Source organism: Neobacillus oceani (assembly GCF_046237595.1).
GTDB classification, from domain to species: domain Bacteria; phylum Bacillota; class Bacilli; order Bacillales; family Cytobacillaceae; genus Bacillus_D; species Bacillus_D oceani.
In genome coordinates this window covers 3,396,160-3,417,884 of the sequence record NZ_CP143543.1, presented here as the reverse complement: position 1 = coordinate 3,417,884, position 21,725 = coordinate 3,396,160, and the positions used below count along the sequence as shown (strand labels likewise).

The 21,725-nt window shown below is 47.9% G+C and carries 25 protein-coding genes; 16 read left to right on the top strand and 9 right to left on the bottom strand.

All coding sequences use genetic code 11. The annotated features are described in order from the left end of the window. Nucleotides 1–13: 13 nt before the first annotated feature. Complete coding sequence (locus V1499_RS17350) at nucleotides 14–196, bottom strand: asparagine synthase (protein WP_409271110.1); 183 nt, start codon at nucleotides 194–196, stop codon at nucleotides 14–16. Between the two features lie 112 nt (nucleotides 197–308). Here V1499_RS17350 and V1499_RS17345 point away from each other — a divergent pair, with 112 nt between their 5' ends. Beyond that, nucleotides 309–695, top strand: a complete 387-nt coding sequence (locus V1499_RS17345) for a hotdog fold thioesterase (RefSeq protein ID WP_409271109.1) — start codon at nucleotides 309–311, stop codon at nucleotides 693–695. Nucleotides 696–1,008: 313 nt separating this feature from the next. Further along, complete coding sequence (gene kapD, locus V1499_RS17340) at nucleotides 1,009–1,629, top strand: 3'-5' exonuclease KapD (RefSeq protein WP_316571568.1); 621 nt, start codon at nucleotides 1,009–1,011, stop codon at nucleotides 1,627–1,629. Between the two features lie 39 nt (nucleotides 1,630–1,668). On the opposite strand, the gene V1499_RS17335 is transcribed toward kapD, so the two are convergent. Further along, nucleotides 1,669–2,052 (bottom strand): kinase-associated lipoprotein B, encoded by a 384-nt coding sequence (locus V1499_RS17335; protein WP_415926409.1) that lies wholly within the window; start codon nucleotides 2,050–2,052, stop codon nucleotides 1,669–1,671. A gap of 121 nt (nucleotides 2,053–2,173) precedes the next feature. On the opposite strand from V1499_RS17335, the gene V1499_RS17330 reads away from it, so the two are divergent. Together V1499_RS17330 and V1499_RS17325 are read left to right on the top strand one after the other, a co-directional pair. After that, nucleotides 2,174–2,923, top strand: a complete 750-nt coding sequence (locus tag V1499_RS17330; RefSeq protein WP_409271105.1) for a peptidylprolyl isomerase — start codon at nucleotides 2,174–2,176, stop codon at nucleotides 2,921–2,923. A gap of 89 nt (nucleotides 2,924–3,012) precedes the next feature. Further along, nucleotides 3,013–3,222: a hypothetical protein gene (locus V1499_RS17325; protein WP_409271103.1), complete on the top strand. Its 210-nt coding sequence runs from the start codon at nucleotides 3,013–3,015 to the stop codon at nucleotides 3,220–3,222. A gap of 239 nt (nucleotides 3,223–3,461) precedes the next feature. Here the strand turns inward: V1499_RS17325 and V1499_RS17320 are convergent, their stop codons facing one another. Continuing rightward, nucleotides 3,462–3,614: a hypothetical protein gene (locus V1499_RS17320; RefSeq protein ID WP_409271102.1), complete on the bottom strand. Its 153-nt coding sequence runs from the start codon at nucleotides 3,612–3,614 to the stop codon at nucleotides 3,462–3,464. Nucleotides 3,615–3,868: 254 nt separating this feature from the next. On the opposite strand from V1499_RS17320, the gene V1499_RS17315 reads away from it, so the two are divergent. Continuing rightward, nucleotides 3,869–4,807: a manganese-dependent inorganic pyrophosphatase gene (locus V1499_RS17315; protein WP_409271101.1), complete on the top strand. Its 939-nt coding sequence runs from the start codon at nucleotides 3,869–3,871 to the stop codon at nucleotides 4,805–4,807. Between the two features lie 113 nt (nucleotides 4,808–4,920). Here the strand turns inward: V1499_RS17315 and V1499_RS17310 are convergent, their stop codons facing one another. Further along, nucleotides 4,921–6,081 carry a MalY/PatB family protein gene (locus V1499_RS17310; RefSeq protein ID WP_409271099.1) on the bottom strand — a complete coding sequence of 387 codons (1,161 nt, stop codon included), beginning with the start codon at nucleotides 6,079–6,081 and terminating at the stop codon, nucleotides 4,921–4,923. Between the two features lie 82 nt (nucleotides 6,082–6,163). Here V1499_RS17310 and V1499_RS17305 point away from each other — a divergent pair, with 82 nt between their 5' ends. Beyond that, the gene (locus tag V1499_RS17305) at nucleotides 6,164–6,424 is read left to right on the top strand and encodes a DUF1871 family protein (protein WP_409271097.1); all 261 of its coding nucleotides are present in this window, start codon (nucleotides 6,164–6,166) and stop codon (nucleotides 6,422–6,424) included. A 198-nt stretch (nucleotides 6,425–6,622) separates the two neighbouring features. On the opposite strand, the gene V1499_RS17300 is transcribed toward V1499_RS17305, so the two are convergent. Beyond that, on the bottom strand, nucleotides 6,623–7,459 hold the full coding sequence (locus V1499_RS17300) for an alpha/beta fold hydrolase (protein ID WP_409271095.1): 837 nt from the start codon (nucleotides 7,457–7,459) through the stop codon (nucleotides 6,623–6,625). Nucleotides 7,460–7,743: 284 nt separating this feature from the next. Between V1499_RS17300 and yugI the strand changes: the two genes are divergently transcribed. From yugI to V1499_RS17285, 3 genes are all read left to right on the top strand, one after another. Beyond that, entirely contained in the window at nucleotides 7,744–8,142 is a 399-nt protein-coding gene (gene yugI, locus V1499_RS17295) for a S1 domain-containing post-transcriptional regulator GSP13 (protein WP_409271093.1), read from the top strand. A gap of 237 nt (nucleotides 8,143–8,379) precedes the next feature. Next, the gene (locus tag V1499_RS17290) at nucleotides 8,380–9,576 is read left to right on the top strand and encodes an ornithine--oxo-acid transaminase (RefSeq protein ID WP_409276327.1); all 1,197 of its coding nucleotides are present in this window, start codon (nucleotides 8,380–8,382) and stop codon (nucleotides 9,574–9,576) included. A 115-nt stretch (nucleotides 9,577–9,691) separates the two neighbouring features. Continuing rightward, nucleotides 9,692–10,918 (top strand): Glu/Leu/Phe/Val family dehydrogenase, encoded by a 1,227-nt coding sequence (locus V1499_RS17285; protein ID WP_409271091.1) that lies wholly within the window; start codon nucleotides 9,692–9,694, stop codon nucleotides 10,916–10,918. A 102-nt stretch (nucleotides 10,919–11,020) separates the two neighbouring features. On the opposite strand, the gene V1499_RS17280 is transcribed toward V1499_RS17285, so the two are convergent. Beyond that, on the bottom strand, nucleotides 11,021–11,254 hold the full coding sequence (locus tag V1499_RS17280; protein WP_409271089.1) for a DUF378 domain-containing protein: 234 nt from the start codon (nucleotides 11,252–11,254) through the stop codon (nucleotides 11,021–11,023). A gap of 142 nt (nucleotides 11,255–11,396) precedes the next feature. On the opposite strand from V1499_RS17280, the gene V1499_RS17275 reads away from it, so the two are divergent. The 3 genes from V1499_RS17275 to V1499_RS17265 all read left to right on the top strand — a co-directional run bounded on the left by V1499_RS17275 (nucleotide 11,397) and on the right by V1499_RS17265 (nucleotide 14,608). Next, nucleotides 11,397–12,563: an iron-containing alcohol dehydrogenase gene (locus V1499_RS17275; protein WP_409271088.1), complete on the top strand. Its 1,167-nt coding sequence runs from the start codon at nucleotides 11,397–11,399 to the stop codon at nucleotides 12,561–12,563. Nucleotides 12,564–12,755: 192 nt separating this feature from the next. Further along, entirely contained in the window at nucleotides 12,756–14,105 is a 1,350-nt protein-coding gene (locus tag V1499_RS17270; protein ID WP_409271086.1) for a glucose-6-phosphate isomerase, read from the top strand. Between the two features lie 101 nt (nucleotides 14,106–14,206). Next, a complete protein-coding gene (locus V1499_RS17265) occupies nucleotides 14,207–14,608 on the top strand; it encodes a YugN-like family protein (RefSeq protein ID WP_409271084.1) in 402 nt (133 codons plus the stop codon). 489 nt (nucleotides 14,609–15,097) lie between these two features. On the opposite strand, the gene V1499_RS17260 is transcribed toward V1499_RS17265, so the two are convergent. Beyond that, complete coding sequence (locus tag V1499_RS17260; RefSeq protein ID WP_409271082.1) at nucleotides 15,098–16,084, bottom strand: potassium channel family protein; 987 nt, start codon at nucleotides 16,082–16,084, stop codon at nucleotides 15,098–15,100. A gap of 226 nt (nucleotides 16,085–16,310) precedes the next feature. Further along, entirely contained in the window at nucleotides 16,311–16,967 is a 657-nt protein-coding gene (locus tag V1499_RS17255; RefSeq protein WP_409271080.1) for a transglutaminase domain-containing protein, read from the bottom strand. Between the two features lie 292 nt (nucleotides 16,968–17,259). Here V1499_RS17255 and V1499_RS17250 point away from each other — a divergent pair, with 292 nt between their 5' ends. From V1499_RS17250 to V1499_RS17235, 4 genes are all read left to right on the top strand, one after another. Then, nucleotides 17,260–18,930 carry a DUF6044 family protein gene (locus V1499_RS17250; RefSeq protein ID WP_409271078.1) on the top strand — a complete coding sequence of 557 codons (1,671 nt, stop codon included), beginning with the start codon at nucleotides 17,260–17,262 and terminating at the stop codon, nucleotides 18,928–18,930. Between the two features lie 59 nt (nucleotides 18,931–18,989). After that, the gene (locus tag V1499_RS17245) at nucleotides 18,990–20,021 is read left to right on the top strand and encodes a glycosyltransferase family 2 protein (protein WP_409271076.1); all 1,032 of its coding nucleotides are present in this window, start codon (nucleotides 18,990–18,992) and stop codon (nucleotides 20,019–20,021) included. Next, nucleotides 19,990–20,421 carry a GtrA family protein gene (locus tag V1499_RS17240; protein ID WP_409271074.1) on the top strand — a complete coding sequence of 144 codons (432 nt, stop codon included), beginning with the start codon at nucleotides 19,990–19,992 and terminating at the stop codon, nucleotides 20,419–20,421. The genes V1499_RS17245 and V1499_RS17240 overlap by 32 nt, the downstream gene beginning before the upstream one ends. A 124-nt stretch (nucleotides 20,422–20,545) precedes the next feature. Next, nucleotides 20,546–21,172, top strand: coding sequence for a LysE family transporter (locus V1499_RS17235; protein ID WP_409271073.1), 627 nt, complete (start codon nucleotides 20,546–20,548; stop codon nucleotides 21,170–21,172). Nucleotides 21,173–21,263: 91 nt separating this feature from the next. Here V1499_RS17235 and V1499_RS17230 read toward each other — a convergent pair whose 3' ends face one another. Next, nucleotides 21,264–21,425, bottom strand: coding sequence for a hypothetical protein (locus tag V1499_RS17230; protein ID WP_409271072.1), 162 nt, complete (start codon nucleotides 21,423–21,425; stop codon nucleotides 21,264–21,266). Between the last annotated feature and the right edge of the window lie 300 nt (nucleotides 21,426–21,725).

Here is a 21,725-nt window from a genome sequence, read left to right as displayed (position 1 = left end):
TCCAACTGTCCAGTTACATTTCCCTTCGGTGTTCGAATAGGTCGATTGTTCCAAGAACAACATGGGCAAGGCCAAATCCAAGAACAGTGTTGGCAACCGTTTTATTGACTCCGTTGTTCCGTGACATTGCATAGTCAGCAGCGGTGACAGCCGATCCGAGGATTGTCGGAATCAGCCCTTCCCTGAATCTATTCAACAGCGCTCACCTCATTCGAATAATTTCCGTAGGTCCATTGCTGGACATACATAGTATTAGCAGGAAATGGATTTGTATAGATAGAACATTTTACATAGAAAGTGGGAGAACAATGCAAACAAAAAATACGCTGATTGAAGCCCTTGGCATTGAAATTACCTTGCTTGAAAAAGGCAGGGTGGAGGCGACAATGCCTGTCGATGAAAGAACGAGGCAGCCATTTGGCCTGTTGCATGGTGGCGCATCGGTCGCACTTGCCGAGACAGTAGCGAGTGTGGGTGCGTATGAGCTTGTCGACCCTGAAACCGAGTCGGTGGCCGGGCTTGAGATTAATGCAAACCATGTGAGGGGCATCAGAGAAGGAAAGGTGAAGGCAGTCGCCACAGTTCTTCACCAGGGAAAAACAACCCAGGTCTGGGACATAAGGATAACAGATGAACAAGGAAAACCTGTTTGCATTTCCAGATGTACGATGGCCGTGCTCAAGTTGAAAAAATAAGGCAGCGATAACGCTGCCTTATTTCGTTCCCACTGTTGCAAATAACTTAAAATGTTGTTAAAAAATTTAAAAAATTCCCCCGCCTACATGATATAATAAGGTGAACCTTCCAACAGCTGGTTTTTAGCTGATGGTTAGATCTCTTAAGGCAAATAGCCCAATCTGTCTCGGTTCCACTGATTCATGAGGCAGGGGCCTTAATGCCAATTTTAGAATGGAAGCAAAGAAATATTAAAAAATAGAGCACGCGCACAAGTAATTGTACATGTTCCAAATATACTATAGTACAGGCGCAGGGGGAGGAGTGAATAGCTTGTCAGCGAAAAAACAATATTTGTTTATTGACTTTGAATTTACCATGCCGGAAAAAAACGTCAGGACAAGAGAGTTTTTTCCGGAAATCATTGAGGCGGGTATCGTTTCCGTAATCGACAACAAGATTCAATCCCAGTTCTCGGCATATGTTAGGCCGGCAAGGTTTCCGGTACTTTCAGACCGTTGCAAATCATTCCTACATATTACCCAGGAGATGATCGATGCGGGAATGCCATTTGCCGACTTGGTCAAGTACTTTGAGGAGCTTGGCCGAAACCAGGATAACACGATTGTTACCTGGGGGAACATGGATATGAAAGTGCTTCGCCATAATTGTGAGGCTGCGGGGCTGCCTTTTCCGCTAAGGGGCAAAGAAATCGACCTTTCAATGGAATATAAGCGGTTTTTCGGGGACCAGAACCAGACGGGGCTGTGGAAGGCCGTACAGGAATATGGCAAGGAAGGGACAGGGAAGCATCATCGGGCCCTTGACGATGCCTTGACCACGTACAATATTTTCAAGCTTGTCGAGAAGGACAAACGGTATCTTGAAAAACCCAAGCCGACGACGATTGGCGATAGGATTGATTTTTCAAAGCTTCTCAATGAATTTGTTTAAAAGGCCAAATCACAATTTATGTGATTTGGCCTTTGTGTTTCAAAGCTGGAAGTATTCTTTCTCTAAAATTTCAAGATTGCGCAGGCTCATTTCCGCCCACGCTCCCGTATCCTTTTGGAGTTCTTCTTTCATTTTTTCCAGCGATTCCTTAAGAGAATCTTTATAATCCGGGACGGCACCGTCATATTTTTTCACCATCTGCTTCGGAATCATTGCCCCTTCCCGGTACGATAGCGCCTTGCGTTCATGAAAAAAGCCCACTTCGGCATCTTTTGGATGATGAAGATCACCCTGCATCGGGTGCTTCAAGACAGCGAGGATCCGGACCAGGATCCCATTCGGGCGCTCCTCAGCATATTCGGCAATGTATTTTCCAGTTTTATAAATGGCGGTTACAATATCGCCCTTTTGAAATTCGGACAAGCGGACCACTCCTTTCGGGAAATAGAGTTCATACTTGTCTTTATTATGGATGAATTTGATTGAAAAACAAAGTGCAAAAGATTACGATATCGGTTACAGTAATAAAATGGAGGGATGATTTGTGAAACTGAAAATTACGGCTTTTTTGGCCGGTGCAATGCTGATTTTATCGGCCTGTGGGTCCTCAGGCGAAAAGGCGGACGACAAAAAGACGACAGGTTCGGGGCAAAACACGACGGAACAAACTCAAAAAAATGATAGCAAGCAGGCACCGGAAGTAAAATCCTATCCGCAGCTATCGAGCGAAGTGGCGGAAAATGAAAGGCTCGTTGAAATGGTGACTTCGATGGGGACGATTCAAATCAAGCTGTTCCCGGAACTCGCACCAAAAACGGTCGAAAACTTTATTAAGCTTAGCGAAAAAGACTACTATGATGGCGTAACTTTCCACCGGGTCATCAATGACTTCATGATCCAGGGCGGCGACCCAGAGGGTACGGGACGCGGAGGAGAAAGCATCTACGGCAAGCCATTCGAGGATGAATTTTCGCAGCAACTCCTAAATTTCCGTGGTGCACTGTCCATGGCGAATTCTGGACCTAATACGAACGGAAGCCAATTTTTCATCGTCCAGAACAAAAACCTCGACCCTGGACTGAAAAGCCAGATGGAAGAAGCGGGCTATCCGCATGAAGCAATACTGGGATACGAAAAAGGTGGAACCCCTTGGCTCGATTTTAAGCATACAGTCTTCGGCCAGGTCATCGAGGGTATGGATGTTGTGGATAAAATCGCAGAGGTAAAGGTTGGCGAACCGGACAAGCGGCCTGAAGAGGATGTCATCATCAAGGATATCAAAATCCTGAAATAAGGCCTCCCAGTCGGGAAACTATTTTAAGCTCGGATACTGCTGGTATGGTATACTTACGATGAAATCAGGCTTAAAGGGGAAGAATCGATATGGACTCCTTGGTATTGGCACTACTACCCCTCTATTTTCCGGAGGATAAAACAGAATACATTCCCGCCGTAATGTGGTTTCTCTTTTTCTTCCTGGGTGCCATTGCTGCGATGTGGCTGTTTTTCCGTATTTCAAAAAAGGAAGCGCGGAAAGCAAAGGAACTAGAAGAGAAGCTCCGAAACAGAGGCGGACAAGAAGGAAACAGTTGAGGCTGTTTCCTTTTTAAATTTTAGGAGAATTTAAATATGCCTAAAATCACGTTGAGCAACGAAGATTCGTTGAGACTCTGAAAAGGTGTCTTTTAAACCGAAATGAGTGACATAGTTCGGCCTAAATTCGAAAAGGAAGTCACTCAAACCTGGATGAGTGACAAAATTGCGCCTAACCGAGCAGATTGTAACGCAATCCCAATTGCCTGACAGCCGACTGCTCAATACACAATTCCCAGCTATTCGCCCTTGGGATCCTGTTCTTGTTTTGTTGATTTTTCTTCTATACCGATTTCATTTCCCGTTGTGTATTCGTACGATGCCTCGACACCCGAATACTTCGCTTTTTTCCCCTTTTTGACACGATACTGGGAAAGATTCCTATAGACCATTGTGCTAAACCCCTTTCTTTTTTAAAAAAATGATCAATTTATCTTCAGCCAATTAGTTGGCCCCTATGAATCCCGTTTCACCGATATCCCTACTTTGTACGAAATTCCTTTCGCTGATGCAAAGAAACGGTGCATTTCACACAGATTATTACCTTAGCAAAAAAACTTACCGGGCAGATTAGAAAAGTTGGCTAAGAACTGATAAAATAGATAAGGCGAAAAATTTTTTACACATATAAGGAGCGAATGTTCAGATGAATAAGGTTCTTGTTTTTGGACATAAAAATCCCGATACAGATTCGATTTGTTCGGCTATCGCATATGCGGAACTGAAGAAAAAACTCGGCGTGGATGCGGAGGCTGTCCGCCTTGGGGAGATTAACGGCGAGACTGCGCACGCGCTGGAAACGTTCGGCGTTGAAGCCCCCCGCCTCGTGGACAAGGTTTCCGGAGAAGCTGCCGGAGTCATTCTTGTTGACCATAATGAAAGGCAGCAAAGTGCCGACGATATAGCGGAAGTTGGGATTCTGGAAGTTATCGACCACCACAGAATCGCAAACTTTGAAACGAGCGACCCACTTTATTACCGCGCGGAGCCAGTTGGCTGCACGGCTACAATTTTAAACAAAATTTACAAAGAAAAAGGAGTCGCGATTGACAAGGCGACTGCAGGCCTGATGCTATCAGCAATCATTTCGGATTCGCTGCTTTTCAAATCCCCGACTTGCACGCAGGAAGATATCGATGCGGCTGCAGAGCTTGCCGAAATTGCTGGCGTTGATGCAGAGAGCTATGGACTTGCCATGCTGAAGGCAGGTGCGGACCTGAGTGACAAAACGATTGCCCAATTGATTTCGCTTGATGCGAAAGAATTCCAGATGGGTTCGTCCAAAGTTGAAATCGCCCAGGTGAATGCGGTTGATACGAACGACGTGATGGCCAGGAAGGATGAACTTGAACAAGCAATCGAGGCAGTTATCAATGAAAAAGGACTCGATTTGTTCCTGTTCGTTGTAACCGACATCCTGACGAATGATTCAATCGGGCTTGCTGTTGGGCGCGAGGCTTCCGCTGTCGAGCAGGCTTATAACGTTGCCCTTGAAAATAACACCGCCGTACTAAAGGGTGTTGTTTCAAGGAAAAAACAAATCGTCCCTGTCCTCACGGAAACTTTCCAGAAACGGAATCAATAATCTAAAATCAAAAAGGCCATCCCTCGGGGGTGGCCTTTTTAAGTTTGTAAGGTGCGTGCTAAGTTGACAAGCCTGCCTTTTAAATCCATCACTTGGACGAAGAGAGGGCTGCTTTAATCAAAAGCTATTTTGAGGCGACCAAGCCCGTCTTTAAGGACATCCCTTGGACAGGCAATGTTCATCCTGACAAACCCTTCCCCGCATTCGCCGTATTTTTTACCTGGCTCCAGGGCAAGTTTGCCTTTTTCAATAAGCCTTCGCTGTATTTCCTCATCCGAAAGGAGCAATTCCCTGCAATCGAGCCACAAAAGGTACGTGGCGTCCGGTTCAATCAGCTTGACGGTCGGCAGATTATTTTTCAAAAAATCCCTGACAAACGAAACATTTCCTTCTATGTATTCCAATAGAGCTTCGAGCCAGGCCGCACCGTACAGGTATGCGGCTTCAGTCGTCACGGCCGCGAACGTGTTCAATGTTTTGAACCCTTGCATATTCTGTGCTTCTTTGAATTTTTTACGAAGGCTTTCATTCGGGATAATTGCTGCTGCTGCCTGAATGCCGCCGAGGTTAAACGTTTTGCTCGGGGCAATGAACGTGACCGTTCTATCGGCGATATTCTCACTGATGCTTGCGATTGGAACATGGCTCCGCCCGTTGAAAATAATATCCGAATGGATTTCATCGGAAACGATTATACAATCATACTTGCCGCAAAGGTTCGCGAGCCGTTCGAGCTCATCTTTTGTCCACACACGGCCGCCTGGGTTGTGCGGGCTGCAAAGCAGGAACAGTTTGCATCCTTTCTTTAGGGCATCCTCAAAATCCGCAAAGTCAATTTCATAGCGTCCATTTTTTAAAACGAGAGGCGATGTTTCAACCATTCGGCCATTCGCTTCGATCATTTCAAAAAAAGGATTGTAGACTGGCGGCTGGACAAGTACTTTATCTCCCGGCTCCGTATACGCCTGAACTGCCGCGGCAATCGCAGGTACAACGCCGCTCGCGTATGCTAGCCAGGATTTGTCGATTGTCCAACCGTGCCGGGCCGTTAGCCAGCTCTTGATCGCTTCATTGACTGAGGGCGGGACAAACGTATAGCCAAAGATTCCATGTTCCACCCTTTCCTGTACCGCATCAATCAATTCCTGCGGCGGGCGGAACTCCATGTCCGCGATCCACATCGGCAAAACATCATCCGTTCCGTAAATTTCTTTATTCATCTCCCACTTGATTGACCCAGTGTTTAACCTGTTGATTACTTCATTGAAATTCATAATAAACCCCCATGTGGCAAAATTTATTCCGACTTCACTGTATGGTAAAATACAATAAGTTAATCGAATTGCAGGTGATTGGATGGAAACAGCGTTGATGAACCTTCTTCTGGCGGATGAATTGAATGAATGGGATCCGTTTCATATTGGAGGCGGCTCCTATGACACGGAAATAGCCGACGCCATTCAGGCGGTTTACGCGCTGAATGATGAGAAGGAGCTTGCGGAACGGCTACAGTCCATATATGAATTCTCCTTCGAGGAAGTAATTCCTTTCGAAAATTGTCTCAAAGTGGCGAAAAAGCTTCTTATCATTAAAAATGATAGCTCCTGCTCGCTATAGAAATATTCCGGGCCGACCTTTTATCAAACGGCAAAAAGCAATCGCAGATGAAACTGCGGCTAACTCGAATGGGTGACAGCCGCTGTTTTTTGTTCGGCCACATTGCCAGCCACAGCTTTAAACATTTGGATGGAAGCATCTCCGCTAATAAGCGTTTCGGCCAGGCCCCACCGCCAAAACCAAATCCTGCTTCGTTCATTACTCAAGCCTCTCAATAAACTCTTTCATATGTTGATATACTTCCTTGGGACGTTCTTCAGGAACGAGATGGCCTGTATTATCCAGAACGATAAGCTCCGAATTTTGTAGGTCGCCATGCAGCCTTTTACCGACAGCAACGGGGACTACCCGGTCATGCACTCCCCAAATCAAAAGACAGGGGGTCTTGATTCGCCGGAGAGCTTCAGGCGGCAGCTCGCCTTCACGGTCATGTATTAGACGGCCCAGGCCACGGAACATTTGCTTGTCCAGGAAGGGCTGCATGTAGCCTCTCAGCATATCCTCATCAATAAGCGACTGGTCATGGACGACAAGCTTTAAATTCTTTTTTACCCCGCCCGACTTGACAAGCCAGCGCTTGACAGCCAGATGGAAAAACGGCAGCCTGCTGCCAAAGGACAATAACCTTCCCGGAGGCTCGAGATAACTCGAACTGCAGAAAAGAACCGCCTTTCTGGCCAAATCCGGCTGGAGCGCAATCATGTTGAGGACATATTGCCCTCCCATCGAATGGCCAGCCAGAACAGGTTTTTTAATTCCTAGCTTATCCAGAAGGGCGATCATGGTTGCGGCGATATTTTTATAAGAATATAAAAACTTTGTTGACTTGCCGCTTTTGCCAAAGGGAGGCACATCGACGTTCAGCACGTTATAATCCCTGTTTAGAAGCGGTACGAGCTTTCTGAAACTGAAAGAGGATGACAGAAAGCCGTGCAGGAGGACAATAGTTTCGGCCTGTGGACTGGACGGGTGCCATTCATAATAAACGTTGATTCCATTTAACTTTAACATTGTTGCTTCTGCTGTTTGGCTCATTTGGCCCTCCCTCAACGGAAATTATCTTTTCACTTATATGTAATACCATACCCACTTACTTTCGTGAAGCATCGCCAAAAATAAAAAACAGATAATACATTGCCAGATATCAAACTCCGGAAACATTAAACAAGGCGGGGAAAGGCGTTTATCCACAAGGGGCGAGTGGAATACGTGTAATGGAGTAGGCTTCAATCGCCTTTTGATTTAATCGGCTCGTTATGTTATAATTTTTTATTGCGTATAATTGGGATAAAAAATTTACAAAACTTAGGAGTGTTTTTATGTCGGAGAAAATTGAAGAGGGCAGCGTCCTGACTGGAAAGGTGACGGGAATCCAGCCCTATGGAGCATTTGTCGCGCTTGACGGGAATACACAGGGACTTGTCCACATTTCTGAAATCACGCACGGATACGTTAAGGATATCAATGAATTTTTAAAAGTTGGCGACGAGGTTAAGGTGAAAGTCCTGTCCGTTGACGAGGAGGCGGGAAAAGTCAGTCTTTCAATCCGCGCAACTGAAGAAGCGCCGGCGCAGCAGGCGAAAGCAAGGAAGCCGCGCCAAAAACGCCAGCCAGCGGTAATTATTCCCGAAGCTGAACAGCAGCAGGGCTTCAACACATTAAAGGAAAAGCTGCAGGAATGGATTGACCAATCCCAGCAGGAAGAAATCAATAAGTAAGAGAACAAGGCCCGTTCCCGTAGTGGAACGGGCCATTCTTTTTGAAAAGGCTCCTCCTAACAGCAAACCAAACGTGTTTGACCTGCAGTTCCTACGGAAATAAATACTAGTTACGCCATATAATTGTTTCAATAATAGCCGGTTGTTATGTACAATGAAGATAACTGTCTATCAGCGTTTTTTTTGAAAGAGGGACGGTGTTTTTTAAAAAAAAATGGAGGGATTTCAATGGTACATATGGCAAAAACCAAGGATGTAATTGAACAAACGGAAAAATACGGCGCGCGCAACTATCATCCACTGCCAATTGTCATCTCAAAAGCAGAGGGCGTTTGGGTTGAAGACCCGGAAGGAAATAAATACATGGATATGCTGAGCGCCTATTCGGCTGTCAACCAAGGGCACCGCCATCCAAAAATCATCCAGGCCCTGAAGGACCAGGCAGACCGTGTGACCCTTACATCCCGTGCATTCCACAATGACCAGCTTGGCCCTTGGTATGAAAAGATTTGCAAGCTTACTAATAAAGACATGGCCCTTCCAATGAACACTGGCGCCGAAGCCGTCGAAACAGCGGTTAAAGCTGCGAGAAGGTGGGCCTATTTTGAAAAAGGCGTAGAAGAAAACCGAGCGGAGATCATCGGTTGTGTCGGAAACTTCCATGGCCGGACGATGACAGCGGTTTCACTTTCTTCCGAAGAGGAGTATAAGAAAGGATTCGGACCGATGCTTCCAGGAATCAAGCTTGTTCCGTACGGCAACCTTGATTCATTGAAAGATGCGATTACGCCAAATACGGCAGCCTTCCTGATTGAGCCTATCCAGGGTGAGGCTGGCATCATCATCCCGCCTGAAGGATATTTGAAAAAGGCATACGAACTCTGCAAGGAAAACAATGTCCTTTTCATCGCGGACGAAATCCAGGCAGGGCTGGCGCGCTCAGGTAAAATGTTCGCATGTGAATGGGAAGGCTTTGAACCGGATATGTATATCCTCGGAAAAGCACTTGGAGGCGGTGTTTTCCCAATTTCCTGCGTAGTCGCGGACAAAGAAATCCTTGGCGTGTTCAATCCGGGCTCCCACGGTTCAACATTTGGGGGGAACCCAATGGCCTGCGCGGTATCCATCGCCGCATTGGATGTCCTGATTGATGAAAAACTAGCGGAAAGGTCTCTGGAACTGGGAGAATACTTTATGGGAAAATTAAAGGAAATCCCCAATAATAGAATAAAAGAAATACGGGGCCGGGGCTTGTTCATTGGGGTTGAACTAACAGAGCCCGCCAGGAAATATTGCGAACTGCTGAAGGAAGAAGGCCTGCTTTGCAAGGAAACACACGATACGGTCATCCGTTTTGCGCCTCCGCTGGTCATCACTAAGGACGAACTTGACTGGTCGATTGAACGGATCAAAAAGGTGCTTGAGCAGGAATAACGCCGGGTTGAGACCCACTTTTCCACAAGGATTTTTTGGGACGGGAAATCATTCCATATTTTAACCGAACAACAGGGTTGATATTCAGGCATTCGCCTTTGAGGAGAATCCCCATATGCTACAATCCACGCAAAGTGTAATGAAGGAAGCGCTTTGGAAACTGGGCTATAAAGATAATGTATATGAATTGTTAAAAGAACCGTCAAGGCTACTTGAAGTCCGTATCCCGGTCAGCATGGACGACCGATCCGTAAAAGTGTTCACGGGTTATCGGGCGCAGCACAATGATGCCGCGGGGCCAATAAAAGGCGGCATCCGGTTCCACCCCGATGTGGATGCCGAAACAATTAAAGCCCTTTCCATTTGGACAGCGCTGAAATGCGGGATTGCCGACCTTCCTTTTGGCGGCGGGAAAGGTGGAATCGCCTGCGATCCGCGACATCTGAGCCTTGGGGAACTCGAACGCCTGAGCCGTGGTTATGTCCGCGCTGTTTCGCAAATCGTCGGCCCGGCAAAGGATATCCTTGGGCCCGATGTGTTCACCAACTCGCAAATCATGGCCTGGATGGTTGATGAATACAACAGGCTGAAAAGATACGATTCTCCCGGTTTTATCTCAGGCAAGCCCCTTGCCCTTGGCGGTTCCGAGGGCAGGGAGAGGGCGAGTTCGCTTGGTGTTGCCATTTGCGTAGAGGAAGCGGCCAAAAAGAATCGGTTAAGGATAAAAGGGTCCAGGGTAATTATCCAAGGATTCGGCAACGCCGGGAGTTATCTTGCCAAATACCTTCATGATGCAGGTGCGATAATCGTGGGAATATCGGATGCCTATGGCGCGCTTTATGACCCGGACGGCCTTCCCGTTGAATATTTGTTAAACCGGCGCGACAGCTTTGGAACGGTTACCTCCCTATTCGAAGGAACAATTACGAACGCCGAGCTGCTTGAGCAGGAGTGTGACATCCTTGTCCCTGCGGCTGTTTCGGGGCAGATTACGAAAGAAAACGCCCATAATATCAAAGCTTCGATTATTGTCGAGGCGGCGGGGGGCCCTACGACGCTTGAAGCCGAGAAAACTCTCGATAGCATGGGCATCCTCGTTGTCCCGGATGTCCTCGCAGGCTCAGGCGGGATTATCGTTTCGTATTTCGAATGGGTCCAGAACAAACAAGGGCTTTATTGGCCGCTTGAAGAAATTGAGGAGAAACTTAGGTTAAAAATGACCGAAGCATTCAATACAATATTCGACTCCGCACAATCGAGGCGGATCAATATGCGCCTGGCCGCTTATATGGCTGGCGCGCAAAAAATGGCCGAAGCCTCCATTAAACGGGGCTGGGTATAGTGGAAAAACAAAAATCCCCGCATAGGCCGCGGGGATTTTCTTGGGTTAAAAAGGACCATCATACATACATTTTTGGGTAGGAGTTTTCCCAAGCCCACTAGTTTACCTTGACGGATTCGTTTGGGCCGCTTCTTCCTGCTCGTGGCTTGGGGCGAAGAGCAGGCCGAGGTTAATGAGGCCGGCAATGCCAACAAGGCCGTAAATAATACGGGAAACCCCGGAATCCTGCCCGCCAAAAAGGGAAGCAACGAGATCAAATTGAAAAAAACCGACAAGGCCCCAGTTAATAGCGCCAATAATTGTAAGGACAAGTGCAATCCTTTGAATCGTGCTCATCTAGATCCTCCTTTAATCGTTATCACTACTAATGTGGACATGATTAGGAATTTTATACATGCATGGCACCAAAAAAGCATGCGAACTTTTTGCAATCCATTGTGCGATAATAAATAATAGTGTGTGTAAAGGAGGAGTTTCGATGGATAATTTTATTTTCTACAATCCTGTACGATTGATTTTCGGAAAAGGCCAGCTGGCCGAACTGAAAAATGAAGTCCCAAAATACGGGAAAAAAGTACTCCTCGTCTATGGCGGAGGAAGCATTAAACGGAGTGGCCTATACGAACAGGTTACCTCGCTGCTGAACGAAGCCGGAGCGGAGGTTTTTGAACTGGCCGGAGTCGAACCGAACCCGCGTGTCTCCACCGCCAGGAAAGGAATCGAGATTTGCAAAACAGAAGGGATCGAACTTCTGCTAGCTGTTGGCGGGGGCTCGGTCATCGACTGCACGAAGCTAATTGCAGCAGGTGCAAAATATGAAGGTGATGCATGGGATATTGTTGTGAAAAAAGCCCCGGTGAACGATGCCCTTCCATTCGGCACGGTATTGACGCTTGCCGCGACCGGTTCGGAAATGAACGCCGGCTCCGTCATCACCAATTGGGAAACGAATGAGAAATACGGATGGGGCGCGCCGCCATACTCAATGCCGAAATTCTCCATCCTAGACCCGGTTTATACATTCACCGTTCCAAAAGACCAGACGATTTACGGGATTGTCGACATGATGTCTCACACATTCGAGCACTATTTCCACAAAGCGGGAAATACGCCATACCAGGACCGCATGTGTGAATCCCTCCTTCAAACAGTAATGGAAATAGCTCCAAAAGCTGTGGAGGACCTTGAAAACTATGAGTACCGCGAAACGCTGCTTTTCTGCGGCACAATGGCATTGAACGGCATGATTAACATGGGCTTCCGCGGCGACTGGGCGACCCACAATATCGAGCACGCCGTCTCGGCTGTTTACGATATTCCGCACGGCGGGGGGCTCGCGATCCTGTTCCCGAACTGGATGAAGCACAACCTGAAAAAAGATCCGGCCAGGTTCAAGCAACTGGCGGTCCGTGTCTTCGGCGTGGATCCGTCCGGCAAAAGCGATGAAGAAGCCGCCCTTGAAGGAATCGAAAAGCTACGCGATTTCTGGTCAAGCATCGGCGCTCCGGCCCGGCTAGCTGATTACCGCATCGATGACAGCAAAATCGAGCTCATGGCAGACAAAGCCATGGCTAACGGCGAATTCGGCGGATACATCACCCTCAATAAGGATGATGTCCTGGCAATCCTGCGTGCATCACTATAAAAATGGAACGGCTGTCCTCTTGAAGGGCAGCCTTTTTAAGTTGAGGGCTTATTTTTATTTTTACAATTCAACAAAAACAGTTGTGCGAAATTTGCCGGAAGAATCCTGCTGTTACGGCAGGCTGTTCCTTGCTTAACCGATATCCATTGGGTAAAGTGGGTATTATAAACACTATAATACGGAGGTTTCCAAATGACACATATCCGTTTTGACTACACAAAAGCGCTCGGCTTCTTCGGCGAGCACGAACTCACCTACCTGCGTGACGCCGTAAAGGTCGCCCACCATTCTCTACACGAAAAAACCGGAGCGGGCGGCGACTACCTCGGATGGATCGACCTTCCTGAAAACTACGACAAAGAAGAATTTTCCCGGATCCAGAAGGCCGCGGAAAAAATCAAATCCGATTCCGATGTACTCATCGTCATTGGCATCGGCGGCTCTTACCTGGGCGCCCGCGCGGCAATCGAATTCCTGGGCAACAGTTTCTATAATGCCATGCCGTCCGACGAGCGCGGCACACCGCAAATCATCTTTGCCGGAAACAACATCTCGTCCACCTACTTGCACGACATCATCGGTCTGCTTGAAGGCAAGGACTTCTCCATCAACGTCATCTCGAAGTCCGGCACAACGACCGAACCGGCCATCGCCTTCCGCCTGTTCCGGAAGCTTCTTGTGGAAAAATACGGGGAAGAGGAGGCGCGGAAGCGGGTCTACGCCACCACGGACAAGTCGCGCGGAGCCCTGAAGACGCTCGCCAACGAAGAGGGCTACGAAACATTCGTCATTCCGGACGATGTCGGCGGCCGCTACTCGGTTTTAACAGCAGTCGGCTTGCTGCCAATCGCTGTGTGCGGAGCGGATATTGAAGCAATGATGAACGGCGCTCGCCAGGCGATGGAGGATTACAGCCACTCCGAGCTTGATGACAACCCTGCTTATCAATATGCCGCGGTACGGAACGTTTTGTACAACAAGGGAAAGACAATAGAAATGTTAATCAACTATGAGCCTGGCCTGCAATATTTCTCTGAATGGTGGAAGCAGCTTTTCGGTGAAAGTGAAGGAAAGGACCAAAAAGGCATCTTCCCCGCCTCGGCCAATTTCTCGACTGATTTGCATTCGCTTGGGCAATATATCCAGGAAGGCCGCCGCGATATGTTTGAAACAATCATTAAAGTGGAAAAACCACGATATGAGCTCAAAATCGAGGAGGAAGCGAATGACCTCGACGGCCTGAACTACCTTGCCGGGCAAACGGTCGATTTCGTCAACAACAAAGCCTTCGAAGGGACAATGCTCGCACACACTGACGGCGGCGTCACGAACCTGATTGTTTCCATTCCACAAATGGACGAGTATACATTCGGCTATTTGGTCTACTTTTTCGAAAAAGCTTGCGCGATGAGCGGCTACCTGCTCGGCGTCAACCCATTCGACCAGCCAGGCGTTGAAGCATACAAGGTGAACATGTTCGCGCTCCTTGGCAAGCCTGGCTACGAAGAGAAGAAAGCCGAATTGGAAAAACGCCTGAAATAGGTTTGAATTCTAACGTTTTTACGAAGAAAAGAAAATCGGAAAAACGCAGGCTTGAATTTTAATCGTTTTAGCGAAAATGAAAAAGGAAAGAGGGGGCTGCTATGATTCCTGTAAAAAGCAATGTAGAAGGGAAAGATTTTTCCTTTAAGGTCCTTGAAGATACCCTAAAGCCGCTCGGCTATACGGTCGGGGGCAACTGGGATTACGACAAGGGTTTCTTTGACTACAAAATCGATGACGATGGCGGATACCACTTTTTCAGGGTGCCATTCCAGGCGATCGATGGCCAGCTTGACGGAGGAAATCCGAGAGTCAGGATTGGCACACCGTTTCTTCTCGCCCATGAGTACGAGGACGGAATCGATAAGGAAGGCAACGTCGGCAATTTGTCCGCTTCCCTGAACCAGTTCCAGTCTCCAGAAGACAAGGACGCCCCAATCGACTCAGAATACCTGAAAATCGTAGACGACCTGGTCGCAAAACTGGAAGCGGCCCTTCTATAATCCTTATTCATTATAAAGCGCGGGGGCTTGAGGCTCCCGCGCTTCTATTTTTATAAAGAATAATATTTCTTTTGAATCATTGGGTGTGGACAAAATCCTATTTAACATAGTTATGAATCCACAGTTATTTATGTTTGGACAGCATCCCTAGATTTCCGTAGTTTTATGTCCAAATACTCCTCAGATTCTGACAGCAAATCAGGCTTTGGAGCGTTCGGTGTCAGAAACCCCACCTGATTCTGACAGCAAATCAGACTTTGGAGCGTTCGGTGTCAGAAACCCCCCTGATTCTGACAGCAAATCATGATTCAGAGCGTTCGGTGTCAGAAACCCCACCTGATTCTGATAGTAAATCATGTTTTGGAGTGTTTGGTGTCAGAAACCCCACCTGATTCTGACAGTAGATCAGGTTTCGGAGCATACCGTGTCAGAAACCTCTCCTTATTTGACGGCAAATCGGGGTTCATTGTCTATCCTTGCATACACAGCTTATTTAATTGCAATAAATTCATCGCCAGGTTCAATTTTAAAAGAAAGGGGCGGGTTGACGGCCAATTCTTCTCCTCTTTTTATGCCTATCAACAGTTTTTCCCTGGATGCCCATGCTTCCTTAGCCTCGGCAAATGTCCTTCCCGCAAAATGTTCAGCTACCTCCTCAGATGCAAGGCGGTTTTCCTGGAGCCCGCCGATGATATCCAGAAGAAGCCCAGTTCCCCGTGAGTGGATGCTGCTAAGCATAAAGATGCTGGTCAGTTTGTTCGATTGCAGGACTTGGTCAGCACCGGCCCGTTTGGCATTCACAACCTGCTCGGGTGTCAGGATTTCGACGATGCACTTTACTTCGGGGCAAATCCCTTTAATGGTAAGCAATGTAAGAATCGAGTTCATGTCCGCGAGAAGTTCCTCGTGGCTATGGTCTGATGTGATGAGCACCATTTCGGCTTTTGGGACGTTTCCTTTTAAAATCGTTTCATCAACGTGGGGCTTGCCTTGTACGAAATGGACATAGCGTGACTGGGTCGGGTTTTCATCAAGTGTTTCATCGATTAGGACAATTTCTATTGGGCTGCCGGAATCACTCAGCTTGCTGATAATTTCCCTTGACCGCTCATTCCAGCCCACAATCACCATATGCCTTGTGCCTTTGTACGCAAGTTTTCCTTCAGACAAAGCGTTTTGTTTTGTTACTGCCGCGGTAGCAAGCGAAACGAAATAATACGAAACAAGCCCCGCACCAAACAAGATCAGAAGCACCGCGGCAAGCCTGCCCAAAAGGGAGTGGGGAACAAAATCGCCATAGCCCACGGTCGTGGCTGTAATAAACGCCCACCATATCCCATCGTATACAGTTTGAAAAGTATCGGGTTCAAGAAAACGGATGCCTACCCCGAACACAAAGAAAAAGAAAAATGTAATAAACAAAACCCTCATTTGGACGGGCAGCCGCAAAAAATGAATGTACCAGCGGTTTGGCATGGAAACCTCCTTATCGGCAGACAGGGCATATCGGAATAACAGCCTTGCCGGACTCCCCCACATGGATTCCTAAACAATCCAGCTATATTTTACAATTATGGACAAAACCTCCCGTTCCCATAAGGGGGGCCGTCAATCAATTTTTCTAATCGACTTACCTGCCATCAAAAAAAACACTTCCCCCAAAGAGAAAGTGTTCCCTATTAAGCCAATTGCCGTTTCTACTCTACCAAAGATACTCTCCTTCCCTGAATTCATCCGTATGGAAAAGGTAGTCTAGGTTTGGTTTATGGATAAACTCGCGGGCGCGGTTGTCGATGTAGCCGGCACCCCGGGTCGTGTCCTGTGGAACCCATTTGCCGTCAATCATAATTTCATTCCAGGCATGGTCACTGCCAAATACGACCTTCGCTTCGATCCCGGCGGCCCTGTGGATAGCTGCATTCAAATGGGAAAATCCCATGCACATCGCTTTCCCTGAGTTCAACGCCTCTAGCGCGGATTTGAACTCAAATGGCCTGCCCGCGATTGCGTCAAAGTATGTTGCGGCATCATATTCTAGATTTTCAGTTACCCATTTATAGATTGCGATTGACTTTTCTTTCGCCGTTTTCTTTCCATATGTAACTTCTTCGGCGATCCGGATAATTTCCGAATTCCCGCTCTCGACGACTCCACTTGGAAGCAGGAATGGATTCCCTTCCATTGTTCTGGTTACATGAAAGGACAGGGTGGTTAAAAGACCGTGATCTTTGGTACGGAGGGAGCTGGCTTCATATGCAAGGTCCTTTGACAGGCTGGTTGCCATCGCAAACGGGAGGCCTGGCTGGGCCACGATGATGGCGAGGAAACCGAAAAACACAATTAGAACGAATTTTTTCATGAAGCTTCTCTCCCTGTAAAAGATATATAAAATATAAATATAATATTTATAGTAAATATAGTAAAAAGTACCTGTATTTGTAAAGAGAAAAATAACAAATTTTCAGTTTTATTGCCGAAACCGCTCGAATTTTAAAAAACAATCATTATTCAACGATAGTGGCAAAGCTATTTTTCAAAAAGAAATCTCGCGTTGGAAAATAAGGAATAAACACCTAAAGCTGGACAAATACTAAAACGGGTCTGAAGGGATAAAAAAATGCCGTGAACGAGCATTGAAGTGAGGGGAAGGGATGTTTGCGAGAAAAGAATGGTGGCATATAACTGTAGCCTCAATGGCGCTTGCCGTTTATGTGGCGCCGCTGTTCCTGCTTGGGGAAGATGCCCATATCCGCGTCCATGACAACCTCGATTCGAATATTGCTTGGTACAAGGTGCTCGCGGGAAGCGGGGAAATTTTCGGGCCGGTGGACGCATCCATTCCGCAAATTATCAATGGGGAGCTTTCGAGGAACGCATTTGGGCCGGAAATGAGTGGGATTGTCTGGCTGCACGCGTTCCTCCCATCGATGGCCGCGTACGCTGTTAGCCAGGCGATTACACGGATTCTGGCCTTTATTGGAATGTACCTTTTGCTAAAAAAACATACGATTAGTGGGCCGCGCCATCAATGGGTTGCCACAGCGGTCGCGCTTGCTTTCGCGCTGACCCCATTTTGGCCTTCGGGGATGCTCAGCACGCTCGGCATGCCCCTCGCGCTTTGGGCGCTTCTCAATATCCGGGCCGGGGAAAAACGCCCGATTAACTGGATTGTTCTCCTGCTTTTGCCGCTGTACTCAAGCTTTGTACTCGGTTTCTTTTTCTTCATCGTCGTAGCTGGACTGTTCTGGGTTGTCGAGGCCATCAAAACCAGGAAGTGGAACCTCCGCTTTCTGTTGGCGATAGCAGCGATGACAGCGATGTTTTTGCTTGTTGAGTACCGGCTCGTTTATTCATTTTTATTCGATGATGAGCCGAACAGCAGGGATGAGTATTTCCATGCGCGGCTACCATTTTGGCATGCGGTAAGGCTCTCCCTGAAAAATTTCTTCCTTGGCCATACACATGTCATGACGGTCCACGGGCTGTTCATCATTGCAGCCACCGTGATGGCACTTGGTATTATTTTTACAAAAAAAAGCTGGCGTAAAGAAAAGATGTTTCTGCAGCTTCTAGTATTGAACATTGTCCTTTCCGTCTGGTATGCCTTCTGGTTCTACAGAGGCTGGCTACCGCTAACGGAGAGGTTCCATTTTCTTGATACATTCAATTTCGCGCGGTTCCATTTTCTCAGGCCTCTTGTCATTTATACGGGTTTCGCGCTTGCCTTGAAAATCATCGCGGATTCAGGTGTTGCCTGGAGGAAGGCGGCGGCCGTCCTTGCCGCGGCGCAAATCGTGCTCTTGTTCATGTTTAACGACGAAATCGTTTACCGCGAAAAGCCAACATTCAGGCAATTTTACGCGGAAAAGCAATTTGCGGAAATTGGACGCCATATCGGGTTGCCAAAAAACGAATACCGGGTAGCGAGCATCGGGATCCATCCGGCAATTGCCCAGTACAACGGATTTTACACGCTCGATACATACAACAATTTCTACCCGCTTTCCTATAAACATGAATTTCGGAAAATCATCGCCAAAGAACTCGAGAAAAACAACGTTATCCGCGAGTACTTTGACGAATGGGGAGGGCGCTGCTACCTTTTCACAGCAGAGCTCGGCAAGCGGTATATGTTTAAAAAGAACTCGAAAGCAACCTTAAAGAACCTCGAGCTCGACACCAGCCAGTTCAAAAAAATGGGCGGCACATACATTTTCTCCGCGGTCCCGATTATGAATGCTGAGGAAAACAGGCTTCAACTGGAACGTACCTTTATCTCAAAGGAGTCCGCCTGGAAGATTTACCTGTACAAGGCGTTTTAACTACTCCGCCGTACAATTTTAAAAACAAACGCTCTAATCACATCAGGAGGATCCGAAACATGAGTGAACCAGTCCTTACAATTGTAGTCCCTTGCTACAATGAGGAAGAAGTGTTGCCCGTAACGATACAGGAGCTTTCGGGCCTGTTATCCAGGATGATTGGCGATGGACGCGTGTCGCCTCGAAGCCGGCTTTTGCTCGTCGACGATGGTAGCAGGGACAGGACGTGGGAGCTTATTTACAAAGCAAGCCTTGCGAACCAGCTCGTAAAGGGGCTTAAGCTTGCCAGGAATGCCGGCCACCAGAACGCGCTTCTGGCGGGAATTTTTACCGCAAAGGAAGCTTCCGATTGCATCGTCACAATCGATGCCGATCTTCAGGATGATATCACCGCCATACCCGAATTTATTGAAAAATACAAAGATGGCTGCGAAGTTGTATACGGAGTAAGGAAGAGCCGGAAAAAGGATACGTGGTTCAAGAGGTGCACCGCCCAAGGCTTCTACACATTAATGGCCAAAATGGGAGTCAATCTCGTCTACAATCACGCCGATTTCAGGCTACTCGGCAAACGCGCCGTTACCGAACTTGAACGGTTCCGAGAAATCAATATGTTCCTCAGGGGCGTTATCCCCCTGATCGGCTTTAAATCGGCCGAAGTCTTTTACGACAGGAAGGAGCGCCTGGCAGGGGAATCGAAATATCCGCTCCGCAAAATGCTTGGCTTTGCGTTTGACGGGATCACATCCTTCTCGGTAACGCCAATCCGCCTCGTCCTTACATTGGGCGTTGCGGCCTGCCTGGTTAGCATCCTCTCAGGAACGTATTTCTTCTCCCTGAAATTCTTCGGCGAAACGGCATCGGAGTGGACAACGCTAATCATAACGATCTGGCTGATCGGCGGCCTGCAGCTTGTCGCCATCGGACTGATCGGCGAATATATCGGAAAAATCTACAAAGAATCGAAGCAGCGACCAAAGTTCATTATCGACATCGACATGTTCAACCTACCTTTTGGCCTCATGAACCAAACCGAACCGGGAACGGAGCGATATCACCTTGATAGCGGAAAACTCCCTGAAACAAACTAATTCATTCGTCCGCTTTGCGCTCGTCGGTATGGCCAACACCGCGGTGGGCCTGCTTATCATGCTAACGCTTTTGAACCTTGCCGGTGCCTCGTATTGGCTCTCGACATTCATTGGAAACGCGGCTGGAGCGGCACTCAGCTATTTTCTAAACCGTTCATTCACCTTTAGAAGCTCAGTCAGCTTTTCCAAAGGAGCACCCAGGTTTGTTGCCGTTATCCTTGTTTGCTACTTTGCTTCCTACTGGACAAGCGGGCAGTTAATCGGCGCTGGAGCCGCTGATTTTCTGCCCCCCGTTTATCGTGATGACGCAGCGGTCCTCGCCGGCAGCGGCCTTTACACAGTAACCAACTATTTTGGGCAAAAAAAATGGGTCTTCCGCAGAGGGGCTGCTGTACGTTAGGAGGAAATATTCCTCCAGACCCACAACGCCCGCTTCAAAAATCATCTAAAAACAGTCGTACAAGCCCGCTTCCCTGAATACATTGTGGAGACAAGCTTTTATTCAGGCAGGGGAGTGGAACGTCATGACCGTCTATTTAAGCTATGTATTGCTCGGCCTATCACTCGCAGCTCCAATCGGGCCAATCAACGCCGCCCAACTCGACCGCGGCATCCGCTACGGATTCTGGCACTCCTGGCTCACTGGAGTCGGAGCGGCCGCTGCGGACGGCATCTACATGATCATCGTTTATGCCGGAGTCGTCAACTTCATCGACACCCCAATCGTTCAGACATTCCTCTGGCTATTCGGCGCATTCGTCCTGCTCTACACCGGCGTGGAAAGCCTCATCAACATCAAAGGGCTCACCATCAGCGGCAACAGGAAAAAAGAACCGCTCATCAAATCCTTCATGTCCGGTTTTTTAATGTCACTGTCCAACCCGCTCACTATCTTATTCTGGCTCGGCATCTACGGCTCCGTCCTCGCCAAAACCGCCGCGACCTCGGGCCACGGACAGCTCATCCTGTACAGCGCCGCCATCTTCTCCGGCCTACTCATCTGGGACATCTCAATGGCCACCCTCGCAACTGGCGCCAAACGCTACCTCACCTCAGCGTTCCTGACAGCCATATCCGTCATCTCCGGCCTATCACTCATCGGCTTCGGACTCTACTTCGGCTGGCAAGGAATTGGAGCCCTGCTATCCTGATAAGGCCAACCCCTCTTTTTGAAAAAAGCCCGGCTTCCGCCGGGCAGGCCCACGCCATCTACCCTCAATCAAAACCCCGGCCGGCAAGCCCTCAAACCTTGCGGCCAGTAGCACCAGGCGACTTATCCGTATTACCTTGGCCATTATAATCCGTCCTGCCGGCTCCACGCACCTGGTTCCGGTCGGTGCCAACATACTCAGCCTGATGCTTCTCCTGTATTTCATGAAACTTCTTCTTATCCAAGTTAGGCATTTTAACCACACTCCTTTCAAGTTAGGTTGCGCTGTAAGGGTCTTTTTATCCCGCTTTAAGTCCATCCCGGGTTTAAGAGAAGTCAGGAAACAAGCGGGGGATTAATTTTTCAGACCCTTAAAGGCCGCCAGCCTCATTGTGAACTTCACCAGGGAGAGAGCTACGACAAGTATCATGGATCAAACATATAAAAAAATCTGTTTTATGAAGATTCGGTTTTGCGGCTTTAACCGGGTGAATTACGCCATAAAGAGTTGCATAATAAACTGAGGTTTACTTGAAACTAGAAAGAGGAACGGA